Origin of the sequence: Arthrobacter dokdonellae (genome assembly GCF_003268655.1) — a bacterium.
GTDB classification, from domain to species: Bacteria; Actinomycetota; Actinomycetes; order Actinomycetales; family Micrococcaceae; genus Specibacter; species Specibacter dokdonellae.
This window is the reverse complement of record NZ_CP029642.1, coordinates 3,941,667-3,961,477: the sequence shown is the minus strand read 5'-3', so window position 1 is coordinate 3,961,477 and position 19,811 is coordinate 3,941,667. Positions and strand designations below refer to the sequence as shown.

General features: G+C 66.5%; 14 protein-coding genes, 1 pseudogene and 3 riboswitches. Of the genes and pseudogenes, 11 read left to right on the top strand and 4 right to left on the bottom strand.

Annotated elements, in window-relative coordinates; translation table 11 throughout:
- The first annotated feature begins 66 nt into the window (after nucleotides 1-66).
- The 4 genes from DMB86_RS21200 to DMB86_RS17675 all read left to right on the top strand — a co-directional run bounded on the left by DMB86_RS21200 (nucleotide 67) and on the right by DMB86_RS17675 (nucleotide 2,992).
- Nucleotides 67-429 (top strand): DUF1206 domain-containing protein, encoded by a 363-nt coding sequence (locus tag DMB86_RS21200; protein WP_227878474.1) that lies wholly within the window; start codon nucleotides 67-69, stop codon nucleotides 427-429.
- 97 nt (nucleotides 430-526) lie between these two features.
- Nucleotides 527-712 carry a CsbD family protein gene (locus DMB86_RS17685; RefSeq protein WP_113718936.1) on the top strand — a complete coding sequence of 62 codons (186 nt, stop codon included), beginning with the start codon at nucleotides 527-529 and terminating at the stop codon, nucleotides 710-712.
- A gap of 123 nt (nucleotides 713-835) precedes the next feature.
- Nucleotides 836-1,213 (top strand): VOC family protein, encoded by a 378-nt coding sequence (locus tag DMB86_RS17680; protein ID WP_113718935.1) that lies wholly within the window; start codon nucleotides 836-838, stop codon nucleotides 1,211-1,213.
- A gap of 192 nt (nucleotides 1,214-1,405) precedes the next feature.
- Nucleotides 1,406-2,992, top strand: a complete 1,587-nt coding sequence (locus tag DMB86_RS17675; RefSeq protein ID WP_113718934.1) for an ABC-F family ATP-binding cassette domain-containing protein — start codon at nucleotides 1,406-1,408, stop codon at nucleotides 2,990-2,992.
- Nucleotides 2,993-3,058: 66 nt separating this feature from the next.
- On the opposite strand, the gene DMB86_RS17670 is transcribed toward DMB86_RS17675, so the two are convergent.
- Nucleotides 3,059-3,919: an Fpg/Nei family DNA glycosylase gene (locus DMB86_RS17670; protein ID WP_113718933.1), complete on the bottom strand. Its 861-nt coding sequence runs from the start codon at nucleotides 3,917-3,919 to the stop codon at nucleotides 3,059-3,061.
- A gap of 154 nt (nucleotides 3,920-4,073) precedes the next feature.
- Between DMB86_RS17670 and DMB86_RS21195 the strand changes: the two genes are divergently transcribed.
- Nucleotides 4,074-6,209: a hypothetical protein gene (locus DMB86_RS21195; protein WP_227878473.1), complete on the top strand. Its 2,136-nt coding sequence runs from the start codon at nucleotides 4,074-4,076 to the stop codon at nucleotides 6,207-6,209.
- 36 nt (nucleotides 6,210-6,245) lie between these two features.
- Here DMB86_RS21195 and DMB86_RS21190 read toward each other — a convergent pair.
- A pseudogene (locus DMB86_RS21190) lies at nucleotides 6,246-7,124 on the bottom strand (IS1380 family transposase); the annotation flags it as partial.
- Nucleotides 7,125-7,442: 318 nt separating this feature from the next.
- Between DMB86_RS21190 and DMB86_RS21350 the strand changes: the two are divergent.
- Both DMB86_RS21350 and DMB86_RS17650 read left to right on the top strand, forming a co-directional pair.
- Nucleotides 7,443-7,733, top strand: a complete 291-nt coding sequence (locus tag DMB86_RS21350; protein ID WP_171814542.1) for a DM13 domain-containing protein — start codon at nucleotides 7,443-7,445, stop codon at nucleotides 7,731-7,733.
- A gap of 842 nt (nucleotides 7,734-8,575) precedes the next feature.
- Complete coding sequence (locus tag DMB86_RS17650) at nucleotides 8,576-9,718, top strand: IS701 family transposase (RefSeq protein WP_418202286.1); 1,143 nt, start codon at nucleotides 8,576-8,578, stop codon at nucleotides 9,716-9,718.
- Between the two features lie 367 nt (nucleotides 9,719-10,085).
- Here the strand turns inward: DMB86_RS17650 and DMB86_RS17645 are convergent, their stop codons facing one another.
- Entirely contained in the window at nucleotides 10,086-10,916 is an 831-nt protein-coding gene (locus tag DMB86_RS17645; protein ID WP_227878472.1) for an LssY C-terminal domain-containing protein, read from the bottom strand.
- A gap of 166 nt (nucleotides 10,917-11,082) precedes the next feature.
- Here DMB86_RS17645 and DMB86_RS17640 point away from each other — a divergent pair, with 166 nt between their 5' ends.
- On the top strand, nucleotides 11,083-13,026 hold the full coding sequence (locus DMB86_RS17640; protein WP_113718930.1) for a penicillin-binding transpeptidase domain-containing protein: 1,944 nt from the start codon (nucleotides 11,083-11,085) through the stop codon (nucleotides 13,024-13,026).
- Nucleotides 13,027-13,037: 11 nt separating this feature from the next.
- Here DMB86_RS17640 and cycA read toward each other — a convergent pair whose 3' ends face one another.
- The gene (gene cycA, locus DMB86_RS17635) at nucleotides 13,038-14,492 is read right to left on the bottom strand and encodes a D-serine/D-alanine/glycine transporter (protein ID WP_113718929.1); all 1,455 of its coding nucleotides are present in this window, start codon (nucleotides 14,490-14,492) and stop codon (nucleotides 13,038-13,040) included.
- Nucleotides 14,493-14,526: 34 nt separating this feature from the next.
- Nucleotides 14,527-14,628: riboswitch (glycine riboswitch) on the bottom strand.
- Between the two features lies 1 nt (nucleotide 14,629).
- Nucleotides 14,630-14,726: riboswitch (glycine riboswitch) on the bottom strand.
- A 101-nt stretch (nucleotides 14,727-14,827) separates the two neighbouring features.
- On the opposite strand from cycA, the gene DMB86_RS17630 reads away from it, so the two are divergent.
- The 3 genes from DMB86_RS17630 to gcvT all read left to right on the top strand — a co-directional run bounded on the left by DMB86_RS17630 (nucleotide 14,828) and on the right by gcvT (nucleotide 19,798).
- Nucleotides 14,828-15,490 (top strand): hypothetical protein, encoded by a 663-nt coding sequence (locus DMB86_RS17630; RefSeq protein WP_113718928.1) that lies wholly within the window; start codon nucleotides 14,828-14,830, stop codon nucleotides 15,488-15,490.
- Between the two features lie 6 nt (nucleotides 15,491-15,496).
- Nucleotides 15,497-15,594, top strand: a riboswitch (glycine riboswitch).
- Between the two features lie 154 nt (nucleotides 15,595-15,748).
- Nucleotides 15,749-18,646: an aminomethyl-transferring glycine dehydrogenase gene (gene gcvP / locus DMB86_RS17625; RefSeq protein ID WP_113719679.1), complete on the top strand. Its 2,898-nt coding sequence runs from the start codon at nucleotides 15,749-15,751 to the stop codon at nucleotides 18,644-18,646.
- Nucleotides 18,647-18,664: 18 nt separating this feature from the next.
- Nucleotides 18,665-19,798 (top strand): glycine cleavage system aminomethyltransferase GcvT, encoded by a 1,134-nt coding sequence (gene gcvT / locus DMB86_RS17620; protein ID WP_113718927.1) that lies wholly within the window; start codon nucleotides 18,665-18,667, stop codon nucleotides 19,796-19,798.
- The last annotated feature ends 13 nt before the right edge of the window (nucleotides 19,799-19,811 follow it).

The following is a 19,811-nucleotide window of genomic DNA, read 5'->3' as shown; positions in this document are numbered from 1 at the left end:
CGGGGCGCTGGGGCAGTTGACAAAGCTTCCCGGCGGGCAATCGGCCTCTGGGGCGCCGTCGTCGGCTTGGGTGCACTGGCCCTGTGGCTGCTTCTCCAGGCCGCGCTGGCCCTGGGGCTGCTGCTCCAGGCCGCGCTGGGCATTGGTTCCTCCTCCAAGAAGCGTTGGGTCCGCAGCGTGGCGCTTGGCAAGGCAGTGGCCTACCTGGCGATCGCGGGCTATGTCGTCAAAGGCATCGCCGTGGTGATCGTGGGCATCCTGTTCATCATCGCGGCCGTCACCGTGGATCCGCACGACGCCACGGGCCTGGACGGGGCGCTGAAAGCCCTCGCGCTGCCGCACGGGGTGCTGCTTTTGGGCGTGATCGCGGTTGGGCTCATGGCGTACGGCGTATACGGCTTTATCCGGGCGCGCCTCGCCCGCCTTTGACGCCCCGCCCGGACCTTTTCCGTCCTCCCAGGAAACGTCCAGAAATCCTTCGTAGTGTCGAAGGCGCAACTGTTGGATTGAGATTAAGGAGGGCCCCATGGGTCTCGGAGATAAGATCAGCAACAAGGCCCAGGAAGCTTCCGGCAAGGCAAAGGAAGGCCTGGGAGACGCCACCGACAACGAAAAGCTTCAGGCGGAAGGCGCCGCGGACCAGGCCGCCGCGAAGACGAAGCAGGCTGGCGAACACCTCAAGGACGCCGCCAAGGACGTCTTCGACAAATAGTGCCAGCGCCGCACACCGGGGCCCTGCCTCCCGCCGAAAGGCGGGGGGCGGGGCCCTTGGTTTTCCGCGTCCATGCCCCGCCGGACACTATCCAGCGGGCCGCGCCTCCAGTAGCGTGAACCCATGGACTGGAAATTGGAACTCATATTTGTGCCCGTCTCCGACGTGGACCGGGCCAAGGATTTTTACGTGAACAAGGTGGGCTTCAACGCCGACTTTGACGAGCGGCCCGGCGGCGGGATCCGCTTCGTGCAGCTGACCCCGCCGGGCTCAGCCTGCTCCATCTGCATCGGCGAGGGCCTCACGGACGCCCCTCCCGGCACGGCGCCGAGCATGCAGATCGTGGTCGCCGACATCCAGGCCGCCCACGATCAGCTCAAGGCCAACGGCGTGGACGTCAGCGACGTCGACGTCCAGCCGTGGGGCCACTTTGTGAACTTCGCCGACCCCGACGGCAACAAGTGGACGCTGCAGTACATCCCCGGCAGGCCCAACGGCTGAGGGACGTGCGACGCCGGGAGGCGGCTTGGGCGCCCGGCTCGCCTGCCGGATGGAACCAGAATGAGAATCCACCCGACGAGCGTAGGCCCGGTAGGCGTCGAAGAAGCGCGGTCTGCGGAGGGCGTCCGGGGTAAAGTGGGGGCGGGTGTTCGTTCAGGGCCCGCCACCAACCCGCATGCAAGGACCACACCCATGAGCTTGATCCGCCTCAACGACGTCTCCGTCCGCTTCGACCGGGTGCAGGTGCTGCGGGAGGCCTTTTTCAAGCTCGACGCCGGTGACCGGGTGGGGCTGATCGGCCGCAACGGCTCGGGCAAGTCCACGCTGCTGAAGCTGGTGCTGGACCAGGTGCAGCCGGACGCCGGCACCGTCGCCGTCGAACTGGGCACGCGCATCGGCTACTTTTCCCAGTTCTCCGAACTCAACGGCGCGTCCACCATCCTCGAGGTCCTGGAGGACGTGTTTGCCCACGTCAAGGACGTCGAGGACGAGCTGGCCGGCATTGACGCCGCGCTCGCGGACGGTCCCGGCGAGGCCGAGCTGGACCGGCTGATCCACCGCCAGTCGGCGCTGTTCGCCGACATGGACCGGCTGGACGGCTGGGACTACCAGCGCAGCATCGACAAGGTGCTGACCACCCTCGGGTTCAGCGAGGCCCACCGCACCTGCCCCATCGACGACCTCTCCGGCGGCTGGCGCAACCGGGCGGCCTTGGCCAAGATCCTGCTGGAAGCGCCCGACGTGCTGCTGCTGGACGAGCCCACCAACTACCTGGACGTGGCCGGCGTCGAATGGCTGGAAGGATGGTTCAAGAACTTTCAGGGCGCGGCCGTCATCGTCTCCCACGACAGGAAGTTCCTGGACTCGGTAGTCACCCGCATCATCGAGGTGGAGAACTTCCACCTGCACGAATACCCCGGCAACTTTGCCGACTACGTGGTAGCCAAGCAGTTCCGGCTCAAGACGCTGGAGAGCCAGTTTGTGCACGAGTCGGAACTGCTGGCCTTTGAGGCCGAGGGGATCTCGGACCGTCGTGCGGCCGCGAAGGCCGCCTCCAGGGGGCTGGACTCCAAGCTGTCCAAGATCAAAAAGCAGCGCGCGCCGCGGCCGGTGGATAAGATCATCACCGAAATTTACGCCGGCCTGCATGTCAAGGACGTCCTGTGCCGCGTGGAGTCGCTGGCCAAGTCCTATGGGGAACGGACCCTGTTCAGCGACGTCAGCTTCGAAATCCGCCGCGGGAACCGCCTTGCCGTCGTGGGCGCCAACGGCTCCGGCAAGTCAACGCTGCTGCGCGTGCTGATGGGGGAGGAGCCGGCTGATGCCGGCAGCGTCACCTGGGCGAAGGGTGGCGGCCCCGTCTCGTACAACCAGGTCCTGAACGCGCTGGACCCCGAGGACACGGTCACGCATGCCGTCAACGCCATGCCGGACAGCCTGGCCCTGACCGCCACCAAGAAGTCCGTCAACCGGTTCCTGGCCATGTTCCAATTCTCCGAGGCGGAGCTAAAACAGCGTATCGGCCAGCTCTCCGGCGGCCAGCAGGCCCGTGTGGCCATGGCCCAGTGCCTCCTCTCCGGCGCCTCCGTGCTGGTCCTCGACGAACCCACCAACCACCTGGACCTTTCCAGCACGCAGGTCATGGAACGGGCACTGCTGCACTTTCCCGGCGCCGTCCTGGTGGTCAGCCACGACCGCTTCTTCACCGACAAGATCGCCACCCGCCGCCTGGTCTTCAATGCAGACGTGCCCGGTGAACTCGCCGTCCGCCAGGCGTAATTTTGGGACGCTCGGGTTGCTTCCGGGCGCACTAGATGCCGCCTGCCGCCAGCCCGCTGCACGGGCCTACTTCAGCAGCTTCGACAACCGCCGGTCCGCCAGGCGTTTTCCCTTGGTCTGGCAGGTGGGGCAGTACTGCAGGCTGGAGTCGGCAAAGTTGACCTGGCGAATGACATCGCCGCAGACCGGACAGGGCTCGCCGGCCCGGCCATGCACGCTTAGGTGGGATTTCTTCCCGTCCTTCAGTGCGGTGGCCGGGAGGCCGTCCAATCGGGCGACGGCTTCCGCCAGGGTGGTCTGCAACGCGTCGAACAGTCGCCTGCCCTCCGCTGCATCCATGGCCGCCGGCTTGAACGGCGACATCCGTGCCGCATGGAGGATTTCGTCCGAATAGGCATTGCCACTGCCGGCGATGATCGACTGTTGGCGCAGCACTCCCTTGATCTCGGACCGTCCCGCCGTCCGCAGAATCTCAAGAAACAACAGCTCGGTAAAGTCCTTGCCCAGGGGATCCGGCCCAAGCTGCGCGATTCCCGGCACACTGCCCGGTTCCGGGACCACGTAGACGGCCACGCGCTTCCTGGTGCCAGCCTCCGTAATGTCCAGGCCCGATTTGTCGCTGAACACCAGCCGTGCCGCGAGTGGACCCTTGCCGGGTAGGCCCGCCGCTGCGGGTATGCTCTCACGCCAGCGGATCCACCCCGCCCTTGCCAGATGGACGACGACGTGGACGTCACCCGCGGCGAGGTCGAGGAACTTCCCATGCCGTCCCACGGCGCGCACAATCTGGCCTGCCAGCACGGAGGCCGGTGGATCGTAGGTCTTCAATGCGGATATGGAATGCACGTCCAGGCGCACCACGGTCTTGCCGCGGATTCGGGCATCAAGATCCCCGGCGAGAGCATGGATTTCCGGGAGCTCTGGCACACATCAAGTGTCGGCCAGCAATGCCCGTCCCGTCCAGAGCCGCCGGAGCCCGGCAGGCGCCAGTGCCATGGCTTGACCGGGCGGAGGTTGGCGCACCGACGTAACAGAAGGTGCCGATGCGCGCCGAGCACGCATGATGGGGCAAAGTACGCAGGTGAGCAAAAAATTGCACCATGCCTTCGCGGTCATCACTGCGTTCGTACTCTTTACCGTCTTTTCCGGTGCGGCCGCCGTTGCCGCGCCATCTCCGCCGGCCAGCCCAGGGGCGTCCGTGGCCGTCCACCCGGACAGCCACCGCAACGTGAAGTCAGCGCTGGCCGGGCACAGGCACCAGCACGTGTGCGGGGCCGCAACGCGGGGTCGCGCCAGCTGCAGCTCCATCAGGGACCTCGACGTCAGCGGGCCGCTCGCTACGGCGACCACCGTACCTCTCGGATACGCGCCCACCGACCTTCAGGCGGCCTACAAGCTGCCGGCGGCGACGGCGGGAACAGGCAGGACGGTGGCCGTCGTGGACGCCTTTGACGACCCCACCGCTGAGGCCGACCTCGCCGCCTACCGGGCCAAGTACGGCCTCCCCGCCTGCACAGCGGCCAGCGGGTGCTTTGCCAAGGTGGACCAGCGCGGCGGCACCGGCTACCCTGCCGCGGACCCGGGGTGGACGACGGAAATCAGCCTGGACCTGGACATGGTCTCCGCGGCCTGCCCGCTGTGCAGCATCCTCCTGGTGGAAGCCGACACCGCCGCCGTTGCCGACCTGGGCGCGGCCGTCAACACGGCCGTGTCCAAGGGCGCGGTGGCCGTCTCGAACAGCTACGGCATCCTGTCCAGCAGCTCGGACTCTTCCTTTGACAGCTTCTACAACCACCCCGGGGTTGCCATCACGGCCAGCGCCGGCGACAACGGCTACGGGGCCGATTTCCCGGCCGCTTCCGCCTACGTCACTGCCGTGGGAGGGACGACCTTGAGCCGGGACGGCAGCGCCCGGGGCTGGTCGGAGAGCGCCTGGTCCGGCACCGGCAGCGGCTGCTCCTACGGCGCGGCCAAGCCGGCCTGGCAGTCGGACACCGGCTGCGCCACCCGTACCGTCACCGACGTGGCGGCCGTGGCGGACCCGGCCACCGGCGTGGCCGTTTACGACGCGGCCGACGGGTGGATGGTGCTGGGCGGGACCAGCGCGTCCGCGCCGCTGATCGCCGCCATCTACGCCATGGCCGGGACGCCGGCGGCCGGCTCATACCCGGCACAGTTCCCCTACAGCCACGCCGCCCAGCTCAACGATGTCACCACGGGAAGCAACGGCAGCTGCACCGTGGCCTACCTTTGCTCCAGCGCCGCCGGGTACGACGGACCCACCGGGCTGGGCACGCCCTCCGGCGTGCTTGCGTTCGCCGCCCAGGCACAGCCGTCGCCGTCGCCGTCGCCGTCGCCGACGCCGCCGCCGCCGCCGTCGCCGACGCCGTCGCCGCCGCCGTCGCCGTCGCCGACGCCGCCGCCGCCGCCGTCGCCGTCGCCGACGCCGTCGCCGCCGCCGTCGCCGACGCCGCCCCCCGTGCATGCCATCACCTCAGCGGCGGACACCGTATATGCCGACTCCTCGGGCCGACTTTTTGATGTGCCGGCCGCCGGCGGGCTGAAGTCGGGACCCGCGCGAAAAATAGGAACCGGCTTCTACAGCATTCGCGACATGCACGTCACCGACTGGAACAGCGACGGCATCCTCGACCTGCTGGTCCAGTGGAAGAGCGGCCGGGTGAGCGTGTACCTGGGAAACTCCACGGGATTGGGGTATGGCCCCGTGATCGCAGCCCAGGGCTGGCAGGGCGTCACTCTCACCGTTGGCAAGTGGTCCACCTCCGCGCGCTACCCGTGGCTGGTCGGCACCAACAGCGCGGGGGGCCTGTATTACTGGGCCAACCGCCGCGGGACAACGGTTGACACGGCAGTGCGGATCGGCACGGGCTGGACCGGCCTGAAGATCACTCAGTTCGACTTCGACGCCGATGGCAGGGCGGACCTGATGGTACGGCGTTCCAGCGGGTCCATGTTGCTGTACCGCGGCAATGGATCCGGCGCAATCATCAGTGAAGCCCGCCGCGTGATCGGCTCTGGGTGGCAGGGCTTTGACATCCTCAGCCCGGCCACCGGATTTGCCGGTCCCGGCGGCAGGGGACTGATCGCCCGGAACGCCACCACCGGCACCCGCTACTATTACCCCGTCTACCCGGGGCGGTGGGGCGCCCGGGTCACACTGGCGGGCAACTGGAAGGACCTGGCGATCGCCGATTGACCGCCCGCGCCGGTAAAGCGGCCCGGCCGCGGCAGCCGCCCGGACGCGGTGGGTGTCAAAGAGCGACGGCTGCCCGGTGGCGGCTTTGGGGTTCATCTCGGGGATGCGGCGCACCACCAGCCGCCCGGTGATCCGTTCGGCCTTTTTCCGGGAGGAGAACGCGGTGAACGGGACCTCGGCAACCTCCGCGGCGGATATCCAGGCCTGGGCATCTTCGTCGTACACGGCGTTGGTGTACTTGATCGGTGTCCACGCATCCGCGTCGATGGCGGTGATGGCGCGTTTCACGGCAGCATCCATGCGCACCGTGACCGAGACCTCGGCCCCGCCCGCCAGGGCTGCGCTCACGGCCGGATACCCGTAGTAGGCGGAATCAAAACGACACAGCACCGGTCCGGGTGTTGCGGTGCGTTTGAGGGTGCCCAAGGCTTCGGTGACGAACTTCTTTGCGCCCCGGGCCGAGTTCGCGGCGCCCTTGCGCAGGCGTTGGGCGATGATCACCGGTGCCGTGTCCTCCCGCGAGGCGGTCGCCAGCAGGGCGTTCAGGCCGCGGACCCCGGAGTAGCCGTAGCCGGAGCCCTGCCTCTGGTAGCCGTGAACGTCAACAATCGTGTCGTCGACATCAACGAACACGAAGTCTTCCCCATCGGGCGTGCCGAACAGGGGCGCTGTCCGGGCCAGGCTGGTCAGGGACAGGGAGGCCACAGCATCAAGCTGGCGCCCATGTCCGAACGTGAAGGAGCGCAGGAACGAGCCCAGCGTTGACGGGACATAGCAGCCGGCGAAGACCTTCTTCGTCCCGCCGTGACGCAGCAGGGCCATGTCATCAATGCTGTCGGCGCCAGCGACCATCCCGGCCACCAGGGCGGCCACCTTCAACCCGGCATTCGCTCCCTCGTCCGTCGGGATGCTCAGCGACATACGGTCTGGACAATCACCCTCTCCGTATAGTTTCAGACCTGAAGCATTCCCTTGAGGATAGGATGCAATTGCACTGCTCACACGCGCCCGATCTCAACTGGGTGGGAAATGGGGACCATGAAAATCACATACCTTCTGGCCATGGGGGTCGTCGTTGCCTCAACCGTATCGGGCTGCACAGCGGCAGCCCCCGAACAATCCAGGTCAGCTTCCACTGCCGCTGAATCGGCTGCCGGGCCCGCTGTGAAGCCGGCGGCATCGCGCGCACTTTCCGGGACGTTTGTCTCCCAAGGAGCACCGACGACTGGGACCGTGAGCATCACTGAGAAGCTGGGCAGCCTGGTCCTGACGTTGAAGAATTTTTCCACGGGTCTCGGTGAAGATCTCTACATCGACCTCAACCCGGGATTCATGACGCGCACTGCGTCCGGTAACAACGTCGTTGAGAACCCGAACACGCTTCAGGTGGCAGCGCTGAAATCCCACACCGGAACGCAAAGCTATGACCTGACGTACTTGCTTCCAAATTTGCCCGAGGTCCGCAGTGTCACGATCTACAGCAACAAGCTACGAGAAGCGCTCGGCACGGCCAATCTTGGATAGAAGCAGGCAAGGTGATCGGAGCCTGAAGTGATACCTTCGTTGGATCGCGGTCGCCTTGCGGTCTGTTTTCGCGCTTCACCCTCCATAGTTCGCCTGAGTCGTTCCGCATTGAACCCGCCCAAAGGCGCGCCCGTTAATCGTTCCCCTCATGCAGACGGGCGGGCTGTGGGGCGAGTCCTGAGACGACAACCGTCCGGAATAATGTCAGGGGCACGGGGTTATTCAGTACGTTCAAAACTATGACCGAACTATTTATCGGATGCGCTCTTTTATCCAGCCACGATCCGGAGGTCATCACCCGGAAGAGCGCGCTGCTTGCCGTTGCTCCCATGCCTTCCCGAGTTGGACTAGTAGCGGCCTCATGAGCGGCAATCCCGAGAGCTTCCCGGTGGCTAGGGACTTCTGCCTTATTTCCAATCGCCGTCCCTCTGGCGACGAACCGGCCTGGGCCGAATCAGGGCTGCGCAGACGGTACCTGAGACGACATGGGGTGGCCGGGGTGGTGGCAGTCCTGACGGTTTTGCTCCGGGCCGTAGGGTTCTGGGTTCTGACAAGACCATTTCACGAAAGCTGGCCGGTCACCGAGGCGAGCGTAGTGCGCACCCACCAGTTCTACGCCAAAGGGGAACACTGCGAGGTCTATGTCCAGTTCATGTCTGGGGGACAGCCACGTACTGTCATGTTCTCCGGTTACGCCCCTTGCAGCGAGCTTCCATCCCGTGGCGAAACCGTCAAGGTTGCTCTAGTACTACAGTCGCGTTTATTTTCTGGCCGTGTCGGCGGTTTAATCGGACTTTGGCCCGGAATCCTGTTAATCATGGTGGGTGGGCGATGATATTTGGGTGGCAGAGATACAGGAATGGGCTGATGGCCTGGAGGAAATCCGGGAGCTGATCGGGGGTGAGTTCGCCCGGACGGAGCCGCGGAACAACGCCGTCAGCTACATCCGCGGCCTGCTGTCGGATGAGGAGCGGAAGAACTCCTGGACCCTGTCCGAGCGTGCCGGACAGGGCACTCCGGATGGGATGCAGCGGCTGCTCTCGACCACGGACTGGGACCCGGACAAGGTCCGGGACGCCTTGGTCGGTTACGTGAAAAAGCATCTGGGGGACCCGAAGGGGATCCTGGCGATCGACGAGACCGGTTTCCTGAAGAAGGGGACCGCTTCGGCAGGGGTGGCCCGCCAGTACTCAGGCACCGCGGGTCGGGTGGAGAACTGCCAGATCGGGGTGTTCCTGTCCTATGCGACACCGGCGGGCCGGACGTTCCTGGACGGGGAACTCTACCTGCCCAAGGCATGGATGGATGACGCTGCCCGGTGCAAGCGCGCCGGCATCCCGGAAGGCCGGGTGATGGCGACCAAGCCCGTGCTGGCCGCCGACATGATCGAACGCGCCCTGGATGCCGGAATCGAGGCCGAATGGGCCACCGGCGACGCCGTCTACGGACAGCACGCCGGACTGCGCCGCCGTCTGGAAGACCGGGGCCTGCACTATGTCATGGCCGTGCCCATGAACCAGCGCGCCATCGCCCGGGCCCGTGGCTCGGTGGGCGGGGAGGGCCGGGCCGATGAGCTCTTCGCCGCCCTGGACAGGCGCGCCTGGCGCACCCGCACCGCCGGCGCCGGGACCAAGGGCGACCGGCTGTATTCCTGGGCCAGGATCCGCATCAACGGCCCCGCCGAAACCGGCGAGCACTGGCTGCTGGCCCGCCGCTCCCTCAAGGATCCCACGGGCCTGGCCTACTTCATCTGCTTTACGCCCGAGCGCGTCACCCTGGCCGAGTTGGCCCGGGTCGCCGGGGCCCGCTGGGCCATCGAGGAAACCTTCCAAACCTCCAAGGGTGAAACGGGCCTGGACCACTACCAGGTGCGCCAATACACCGGCTGGTACCGGCACATCACGCTCTCCATGTTCGCCCACGCCTTCCTGAGCGTCATCCGCTCTACAAAGGGGGCCCGCAGCCAGGCGCCGAGCACCTGGTAAGACTCTCCCTGCCCGAAATCAGGCACCTCATCACCCGCATCATCTGGCACCGGGAACCGGACCCACACCACGTAATCCGCTGCTCACTCTGGCGACGGCGACACCAATACCACGCCCAACAATTCCACTACAAAGCCCGCGGCCACACCCCACAAACGCGACTGTAGTACTAGGCCGTTCAGGTCCAGCGTGGGGGTGTGTGGGGCAACGCAGGCAGGCTCAGGTCGGACTACACGAAGGTCACCGTGGGCTGCGCGCCCGTCACGGGTGTCAGGCTCGTTTTGGGCCGCGGACCGGCACCGGTGGTCAACGAGATCAACGTAGGCCCCGCGAAGTAGCGGGGAGGTGGCGCCGTCGTCCGCGTTCCTCAGGCGGGCGACGGCGGCGCGTCCACGGGCTGGACGCGTTCAGACCCGGTGCGTCCAACGAAGAGGACTGGCAGGTCGCCGTCGGTCTCGATGGCGTCGCCCCCGCCGTTGCGGCTGTGATAGCCCGTGGAGAAGTGCCGGATCGTGTGGACGGTTGCGCCGGAAACCTGCAGGTCGGCGACCACCAGGTCGCGTTCACGGTCGGTGTTTTCGGCGATCTTGTGGGTGACCTGGAAGGTGAACAAGGAAAGGCCCACGCGGCGGTCGAACGTGGCCGCCCCGATCAGGTCGACGTCGAATCCGCCGGGGAGCTTCCAGCCGTCGGGGCACACCCAAAACCGGACATGGTGGCGTTGTGCGGGGCTGCCGTCCACCTCCCGCTCAAACGCCATTGTCTGCTTGCGCTGGAAGACGAAAAGCGCGCTGACCGGAGCCGACGGGTAGCTGCGGCGCAGCAGCGAAGCCTCGATGATGCGCCAGCTGCTGCGCAGCGTGACGGGGTCCGGTTCGCACCACCCGGCGGCCAGCATCAACGACCGCAGTTCCGCCATTGTGCCGATGACAGCCAGGTTGACGGGGTCCCCGAGCAGGCCGTCGGCGGTGCGGGTCCGGCCAATGAAGTAGTCGGGCACATAAAGTCTTGACAACACGCGGTTCAGGCGCGGCAGCAGGACGTAGGCGGCAACCACCCAAATGACAAGAAACAGCCACGGCTGGCGGGCCCGGTTGTGGATCTCCAGCACGATGAGTTCGTAGATCACCCAGCCCGCAACGACGGTGACGATGAACAGGAAACCGCGCTGGAGCCAGAGGAGCGCGGTGCTTTCCACCCGGCGGAAACCTCTCGGCGGGGTTCTTCCGGGGCCGGGCAGTCCATTCCTGGTTTCAGCTTTCACGGTTTCATTATGGCCGTGAGGGTGGGAAGGCGCACCGTTTTTAGTTAGGCGGTCCACTTTTTTTCGATAGGCTGGGCACACATTCAACTTTGGGAGTTTTATGCTTCGCCGTGCTGCCGGTCTTGTGATTGCCCTTGCCCTCGTCTTCACGGGCGCAGCGTGCTCGCCCAGCAAGGATGACGGCGCGGGGACCGCCAAGACCCTCGCTGCGGCGCTCACGGCCCACACTGTGGGTTCGGTGGCCTTTGACCAGCCGGCGGCGGAAGTCCAGAAGGAACTTACGGACCTGGCGAAGGGCATCGACCCGGTATGGCCCAAGGTCACCGTGGACGGCGTCGCGGTCAAGGACGACGGCACCGCCCGCGTTTCCCTCGGCTACTCGTGGACCATCCCGAATGTGGCGAAAGCGTGGACCTACAAGACGGGCGCCGACATGAAGCGCAACGGCGACGGCTGGACCGTCACGTGGAGCCCGGAAATGCTGGTTCCCAGGCTGCTGCCGGGCGAGCGGTTGAAGATCTCTACCACCTACCCCCAGCGTGCGGGCATCCTGGCCGCCGACGGCCAGCCGATCGTCAAGGACCGTCCGGTGGAAACCCTGGGCATCAACAAGGACGGTCTCAGCGACGCGGAAGCCCAGGCGTCGGGCAAGGCGCTGGCCGCCGTCGTCGACGTCGACCCGACCGCCTACCTGGCCAAAATCAAGGCCTACGGACCGGTGGCCTTCGTGGACGCCATCACGCTGCGTGAGGAGGCCTACACCGCACTGGACCAGGCGAAGCTGAGGGACATCAAGGGCTTCCTGGCCACGCCGGGCACCCTGCCGCTGGCGCCGTCGCGCACCTTCGCCCAGGCGGTCCTCGGCTCCGTCCACGAGGCCACGGCGGATGACATCAAAAAGTCCAAGGGCAAGGTTGTGGCGGGACAGGTGGTGGGAGGCAGCGGGCTGCAGGCGGCCTTCGACACCCAGCTCGCCGGCACCCCCGGCGTCACCATCGAGGCCGTGCCCGGCGCACCAGCCACGCCGTCGGCGAGAGCAACCGACACCGCGTCCCCCACCCCGGAGCCCAGCGCCGGCGCCAAAGTCCTGTTCACCCAGGCGCCCTCCGACGGCAAGGATGTGAAAACCACCCTGATGCCGAAGCTGCAGACAGCCGCCGAGGATGCCCTGGCGGACGTAAAGACGCCCAGCTCCATCGTCATCATGAAGCCGTCCACCGGCGCCATCCTCGCCGCCGCCAACGGGCCGGACAGCAACGGCTACAACACGGCGTTCCTGGGCCAGTACGCTCCCGGGTCCACGTTCAAGATCGCCACGTCGCTGGGCCTGTTCCGGGAGGGCATGAACCCGCAATCCACGCTCAGCTGCGCGCCCGAATACACGGCTGACGGCAAGAAGTTCTACAACGCCCCGGGTTACGCCGTGGACGCGGAAGGGCAGATCCCCATGACCGTGGCGATCGCCCACTCCTGCAACACCGCGTTCGTGTCCCAGTTCAACCACCTGGCGCAGGACAAGCTGGCGGACGCCGCCGGCGCGTTGGGCATTGGCATGACCAACGATCTGGGTCTGGACGCCTTCATGGGCTCGGTGCCGCGCGATTCCGCCGGCACCGAGCACGCCGCGTCCATGATCGGCCAGGGCAAGGTGCAGGTCTCCCCACTCGCGATGGCGACGCTCATTTCCTCCACGGTCAAGGGATCCGAGGTTGTCCCGGTACTCGTGTCCGGCCGCGACGGGAAGGCCAAGCCGGCGCAGGGCACCCCCGTCACCGTCAAGGAGGCCGCGGGGCTGCGCACCCTGATGCGCGCCTCCGTCACCGAGGGATACCTGACCAACCTGGCCGACCTGCCCGGGGCGCCCGCGATCGGCAAGACCGGAACGGCGGAATACGGCACCGACAATCCGCCGCGCACGCACTCCTGGGTCATTGCCGCCCAAGGTGACATTGCCGTGGCGGTCTTCGTGGAGGACGGCGACCTCGGCGCCGTCACCGGCGGCCCCCTGGCCAAGGCCGCCCTCGAGGCTGCGGCAGGGAACTGATCCCCTGCGGCCTAGGCGGGCTCGCGTTCAGACTTGAGGCCGTCCCGGAACTTGGCGTAGCGGGCCACATGGGCAGGGCGCTGGCGCAGGAAGAACCACACAATGCCAAGTGCCACGAACCAGATCGGCGTGACCAGCAGGGCCTGTAGCGTGTCCGTCTGGGTGGTCAGTGCCCAAAGCACAAACGCAAAGAACGCAAAGATCACGACCACCATGGGAATGCCGCCGGGCATTTTGAAGGTGGAGGCGTTGTGCAGCTGCGGCCGGCGGCGCCGGAACGCGATGTAGCTGGCCAAAATGATCGACCAGACAAAAATGAAGCAGACGGCCGACACCGTGGTCACCATGTCAAAGGCCTTTCCGATGTCTTGGCCGGCGTACATCAGCACGACGCCGGAAAGCAGCAGCACGCAGGAGAGGAACAAGGCGTTGCGGGGAACCTTGCGGCTGGAGAGCCTGCCGAAGGCCTTGGGGGCATCGCCCTCCTGGGCGAGGCCGTAAACCATGCGCGAGGTGGAATAGATGCCGGAGTTGGCCGACGACATGGCGGAGGTCAGCACGACGAGGTTGACCACCGTGGCCGCGGCGCCCAGGCCCGCCAAGGAGAACATGGCGATGAACGGGCTGTGGCCGGCCGCAAACTGCGTCCAGGGAATCACGGACATGAGGATGATCAGGGCGCCAACGTAAAACAGCAGCACTCGCACGGGGATGGAGTTGATGGCCTTCGGCAGGTTCTTCTCCGGGTCCTTGGCTTCGGCAGCCGTGGTTCCGACCAGTTCAATGCCCACGAAGGCAAACACGGCAATCTGGAAACCTGCCACAAAACCCATGAATTCATGCGGGAAGAACCCGCCGTGGCTCCAGAGGTTGGTGAAGCTCGCTGCGCCGGCGTCCGAGCGGAACCCGCCGAAGATCATGAACAGGCCCACCACGATCAACGCGGCGATGGCAACAATCTTGATAAGGGCAAACCAAAATTCGGTCTCGCCGAACGCTCGGACGGTGGTCAGGTTGAGCGCAAGAAGGATGCCGATCGTGACCAGCCCGGGGATCCACAACGGCAGCCCCGGCCACAGTTCCTGGGAGTACCCGGCGATGGCAATGACGTCCGCGATTCCGGTGATCACCCAGCAGAACCAGTAGGTCCACCCCGTGAAGAACCCGGCCCACGGGCCCAAAAGGTCCGCGGCGAAATCACTGAATGACTTGTAATGCAGGTTGCTGAGCAGAAGTTCGCCCATGGCGCGCATGACAAAGAACAGCATGAAACCGATGATCATGTAGACGAAGATGACCGAAGGCCCTGCCGCGGAGATGGTCTTGCCCGAGCCCATGAACAGGCCCGTGCCGATGGCACCGCCAATGGCAATCAGCTGGATGTGCCGGTTGCTCAGCTGCCGCTCAAGCCGGGGCGGGGCAGCGTGGACCGAAGTGGGTTGATGAATCGTCACAGGGAACTCCATCGTTGAGGTGGCCGGGGCCACGAATGGTTGGGTTCCTCCCCGCTCTGTCGTGGACCTGAGAGTTTCCGCGCCCTGGCATCGAGGGGCGCTTGCACCTTCGGTGAGCCTGGTTTCCCGCGGCTGCTTTCCAGAGTTGCCTTGCCGCGGCGGTACATGGGCCTGAGAGATTCCCGGGGAGGGTTTGCTCCTTCGGCGCCTGCTGACGTACCGGCAGGACTCTCCCGCCGCGGATCTTCGGCACTGCTTTTTCTTGGGTGACGCGAGCCACAGAGTAACGCAACGCGCGTTTCGACGCAAACCGGGCAGGGTGCCCCAGCCGGTCCCGGCGGCGGCGATTGGCCGTAGTCTTCATCCATGGGGGAACGTCCGGTCTCATCGCCAGGATCGTTGCAGCCGTCCTGGCCCTCCTGCTGGTTGTGCTGAAGGCCGCCACGTTGGAGGGGTGGATCGCGGCCAATCCCACTGCCGAGTTTTCGATCATCGTGGCTGCGGGCCTGCTGGTCTTCGTCCAGAGCCTGCGCGGTGCCGCACGGCTGGGCCGGCTTCCGCGCCAGGACCAGCGCCAACGCCAGCTGGAGAAGGCGGTCCTGGCGTCGCTTAAATCCGTCAGCCATGTCACCCACGTGGACCTGACGACGATCGGCGGTTGCGTCTACGCCGTCCGCGGGCACGCGTGGCCATTCCGGCGCCGCCGCCTGGGCCGCTACCGCCTCAATGAGTATCCGCAAGGCTCGGGCATCATGTGGACGGACCGAAAGGGAGTGGTTGGCCAGTCGCTCCGGGACGTCGCGCCGCGGCACTTCATCTGGCGCCGCCCGGTGCCGGACCATGGTCCCTGGACCAACGACGGCGCCCCGGCCCGCGAGCCACGGACCCGGATGAGCCGTAGCGGCTGTCCGCGCTCGAGGAGGCGCTTCTTCCCGGGATTTCCTCTCGCCGGTTTTGCCGGGCCGGGTCTTTCGTGTATCGTGTGGGGCGAATCACCCACAATTTTATAGGCCTTTCGAATCGTGGCGGGAGAGTCCTCCCTTTCTTTTTTGGTGGCGCCGTAGGAGCAAATCCTCCCCAGGAATCTCTCAGGCCCATGTACCGCCGCGGCGAGGCAACTCTGGAAAGCAGCCCGGCGAAAGCCTGGCTCACCGACGGTGCAAGCGGACGCTTTTGTCCTGCGGAATCTCTCAGGTCCAAGACAGAGCGGGGAGGAACCCAAACCCATGCCGGACCCCATCAGGGACGGCCGTACCTTGGAGTTCCTTATGACGATTCAATCCCATCCAACGGTGTTCGCCGACCGGCACATCGGGGCCCGCCGGCAGGCCGACATCGACGCCATGCTCAAGGCCATCGGCTACGACAGCGTTGAGTCGCTCGTCGACACCGCCGTCCCCGATTCCATCCGTCAGGCGGCGCCGCTGTCACTCCAGGCGGCCTTGAGCGAGGTTGAAGTGCTGGCCGACCTCCGCGCACTGGCCGCGAAGAACAAGACAGCGATCCAGATGATCGGCCAAGGCTACTACGACACCGTCACGCCCGCCGTCATCCGCCGCAACGTCCTTGAGGCCCCGGCCTGGTACACCGCCTACACCCCGTACCAGCCTGAAATCTCGCAGGGGCGCCTTGAGGCGCTGCTGAATTTCCAGACCATGGTCAGCGACCTGACCGCACTTCCGGTGGCCAACGCCTCCCTGCTCGACGAAGCGACCGCCGTGGCCGAAGCCGTGCTGCTCATGCGCCGGGCCAACAAGTCCAAGGGCGCCGCGGACGGCAAGACCATCCTCGACGCGGACCTCCTGCCGCAGACCATCGCCATCGTCCAGGGCCGGGCCAAGGCGTTGGAGTTCGAGGTGGAAGTCGCGGACCTGTCCCTGGGTCTTCCGGAAGGTGAGATCAACGGCGTCGTCCTGCAGCAGCCCGGCGTTTCGGGCCGCGTCTTCAACCACGCCCCGGTCATCGCCGCGGCCAAGGAGCGGGGTGCCCTCGTCACCGTCGCGGCCGACCTGCTGGCCCTGACCCTGATCACCTCGCCCGGTGAGCAGGGCGCGGACATCGCGGTGGGAACCGCCCAGCGCTTCGGCGTCCCGCTGTTCTTCGGCGGCCCGCACGCAGCCTACATGTCCGTCCGCAAGGGGATGGAACGCTCGCTTCCCGGCCGCATCGTGGGCGTCTCCGCCGACAACACCGGGCTGCCCGCCTACCGGCTGGCACTGCAAACCCGGGAGCAGCACATCCGCCGCGAGAAGGCCACCTCCAACATCTGCACCGCCCAGGCGCTGCTGGCCATCGTCGCGTCAATGTACGCCGTCTACCACGGCCCGGAAGGGCTGAAGGCGATCGCCGGGACCGTCCACGATCGCGCCCGCACCCTCGCCGCGGCGCTCGACGCTTCCGGCATCCAGGTCCTGCACGACTCCTTCTTCGACACGTTGACCGTGCGTGTTCCCGGAAGGGCCGGCACCATCGTGGCCCTGGCGGAGCGGGACGGCATCAACCTGCGCCTCATCGACGCGGACCATGTGGGCATCTCCGTTGACGAGACGACGACGGCGGACATCGTTGCCCGCGTTGCCGCCGTGTTTGGGGCGGCGCCCGCAGGCGACGGCACCGGCCACGGGGCTGCAGCCTTCGCCCTGGCGGAGGGCACCGAACGCACCTCGGACTATTTGACGCACCCTGTCTTCAACACCCACCGCTCCGAGACCCAGCTCCTGCGCTACATCCGGCGCCTCAGCGACCGGGACCTGGCCTTGGACCGCACCATGATCCCGCTGGGCTCCTGCACCATGAAGCTCAACGCCACCGCCGAGATGGAGGCCATTTCCTGGCCCGGATTCGCCTCCATCCACCCCTTCGCCCCGGACTCCCAGACCGAGGGCTGGCGTGAACTGATTGGCGGGCTGGAAGCGGACCTGTGCGCGATCACCGGGTACGACCAGGTGTCCCTCCAGCCCAACGCAGGCTCGCAGGGTGAACTGGCGGGCCTGCTGGCCATCCGCGGCTACCACGTCTCCCGCGGCGACGCCGCGCGCACAGTGTGCCTCATCCCGCAATCGGCCCACGGCACCAACGCCGCCTCCGCTGTGCTGGCCGGCATGAAGGTGGTGGTCGTGGCCACGGCCGCCGACGGCACCATTGACAGTGCGGACCTGAAGGCCAAGATCGAGGTCCACCGGGACCAGCTCGCCGCCATCATGATCACCTACCCCTCCACACACGGCGTCTACGACGCCGACGTCCGCGAAGTTTGCGACGCCGTCCACGCCGCCGGGGGACAGGTGTACGTGGACGGGGCCAACCTCAACGCCCTGGTGGGACTCGCCCAGCCCGGCAAGTTCGGCGGCGACGTCTCGCACCTGAACCTGCACAAGACGTTCTGCATCCCGCACGGTGGCGGCGGACCCGGCGTCGGCCCCGTTGCGGCCAAGGCCCACCTGGCCCCCTTCATGCCCGGCGACGCCAACGCGGCCCCGCTCCCCGGCGGCGGTCCGTCCACCGGTGTGCCGATCTCCGCGTCACGTTTCGGCTCGGCCGGCGTCCTGCCCATCTCCTGGGCCTACGTCAAGCTGATGGGCGGCCAGGGGCTGACCGAAGCCACGAAGTCCGCGCTGTTGGCGGCGAACTACATCGCCTCACAGCTCAACGAGCACTTCCCCGTGCTCTACACGGGCGTCGGGGACCTGGTGGCCCATGAATGCATCCTGGACCTGCGCGAACTGACCGCCACGACGGGCGTCACCGCCGAAGACGTGGCCAAACGCCTGATCGACTTCGGCTTCCACGCCCCCACCCTGTCCTTCCCCGTGGCCGGCACCCTCATGGTGGAACCCACGGAGTCCGAGGATCTGGCCGAAATCAACCGCTTCATCACGGCCATGGTGACCATCCGGCAGGAGATCGACCAAGTGGCCCAGGGCGATTTCACCCTGACGGACAGCCCGCTGCGCAACGCGCCCCACACGGCCGCCGCCGTCATCAACTCCGGCTGGGACCGCGGATACACCCGCGAACAGGGCGCCTTCCCCGTGGACAGCCTCCGCCAGGACAAATACTTCCCGCCCGTGGGACGCATTGACGGGGCAGCGGGGGACCGGAACCTGGTCTGCTCCTGCCCGCCACTCGAGGCCTTCGAGGACAACGCAGCAGACTTCGACAACTAACACCGCAAAGGAATCCCCATGACTGAGAACCACACAGCCCTTTACGGCGAACACGAAAAGGCCGGCGCATCCTTCACCGACTTTGGCGGCTGGCAGATGCCGTTGAAGTATTCCTCGGAACTGGCCGAGCACCATGCCGTCCGCAACGCCGCCGGCCTCTTTGACCTCTCCCACATGGGCGAGGTGTGGGTCAGCGGCCCCGACGCCGCGGCGTTCCTGGACTACGCCCTGGCCGGCAAGCTGTCGGCCGTGGCCGTCGGCAAGGCAAAGTACTCGCTGATCTGCAATGCCGACGGTGGCATCGTCGACGATTTGATCTCCTACCGCCGCGGAGACGAGAAATACCTGGTGGTGCCCAACGCCGGCAACGCCGCCACGGTGGCAGCGCTTCTGGCCGAACGCGCCGCCGGCTTTGACGTCCAGGTCCAGGATGTCTCCAGCGAGACGTCCCTGATCGCCGTGCAGGGACCCAACGCGGAAGCCATTCTTTTGACGCTCGTGCCGGAAGCGCAGCACATGCTGGTGAAAGAGTTGAAGTACTACGCCGCCACGGAAGTTGGGATCACCGTCAACGGCACGGTCCAGGACCTGTTGCTGGCCCGCACCGGCTACACGGGCGAAGACGGCTTCGAAATCTACCTGCCCAACGCCGACGCGCCCGCCCTCTGGCGGGCGCTGCTGGAGAACGGACAGGACCAGGGGCTCATTCCGGCCGGACTGGCCGCCCGCGATTCCCTGCGCCTGGAGGCCGGCATGCCGTTGTACGGCAACGAGCTCTCCCAAACCGGCCACCCCTACGCCGCAGGCCTGGGGCCCGTGGTGTCGCTGGCCAAGGAAAGCGACTTCATCGGCAAGGCCGCCCTCGCCGCCATCAAGGAATCCGGCGACGGCACCACCAGCGGCCGCAAGCTGGTGGGTCTGAAGGGCGTCGGACGCCGGGCCGCCCGCGGTCACTACCAGGTCCTTAAAGACGGCGCCGCCGTCGGCGAGGTCACGTCGGGCCAGCCCAGCCCCACCCTGGGCTACCCGGTCGCCCTCGCCTATGTCGACGTCGAGCATGCCAGCCTCGGCACGATGGTCGACGTCGATCTCCGCGGCAAGGCCGAGCCCTTCGAAGTCGTTGCCCTGCCGTTCTACAAGCGCCAAAAGTAATCTTCGGCGTCGC

What these genes read in the sequence shown, in the direction of transcription:
- DMB86_RS17685 (WP_113718936.1), top strand. Translation starts at nt 527, where the DNA reads ATGGGTCTCGGAGATAAGATCAGCAACAAGGCCCAGGAAGCTTCCGGC.
- DMB86_RS17680 (WP_113718935.1), top strand. Translation starts at nt 836, where the DNA reads ATGGACTGGAAATTGGAACTCATATTTGTGCCCGTCTCCGACGTGGAC.
- DMB86_RS17675 (WP_113718934.1), top strand. Translation starts at nt 1,406, where the DNA reads ATGAGCTTGATCCGCCTCAACGACGTCTCCGTCCGCTTCGACCGGGTG.
- DMB86_RS17640 (WP_113718930.1), top strand. Translation starts at nt 11,083, where the DNA reads ATGCTTCGCCGTGCTGCCGGTCTTGTGATTGCCCTTGCCCTCGTCTTC.
- cycA (WP_113718929.1), bottom strand. Translation starts at nt 14,492, where the DNA reads ATGGAGTTCCCTGTGACGATTCATCAACCCACTTCGGTCCACGCTGCC.
- gcvP (WP_113719679.1), top strand. Translation starts at nt 15,749, where the DNA reads ATGACGATTCAATCCCATCCAACGGTGTTCGCCGACCGGCACATCGGG.
- gcvT (WP_113718927.1), top strand. Translation starts at nt 18,665, where the DNA reads ATGACTGAGAACCACACAGCCCTTTACGGCGAACACGAAAAGGCCGGC.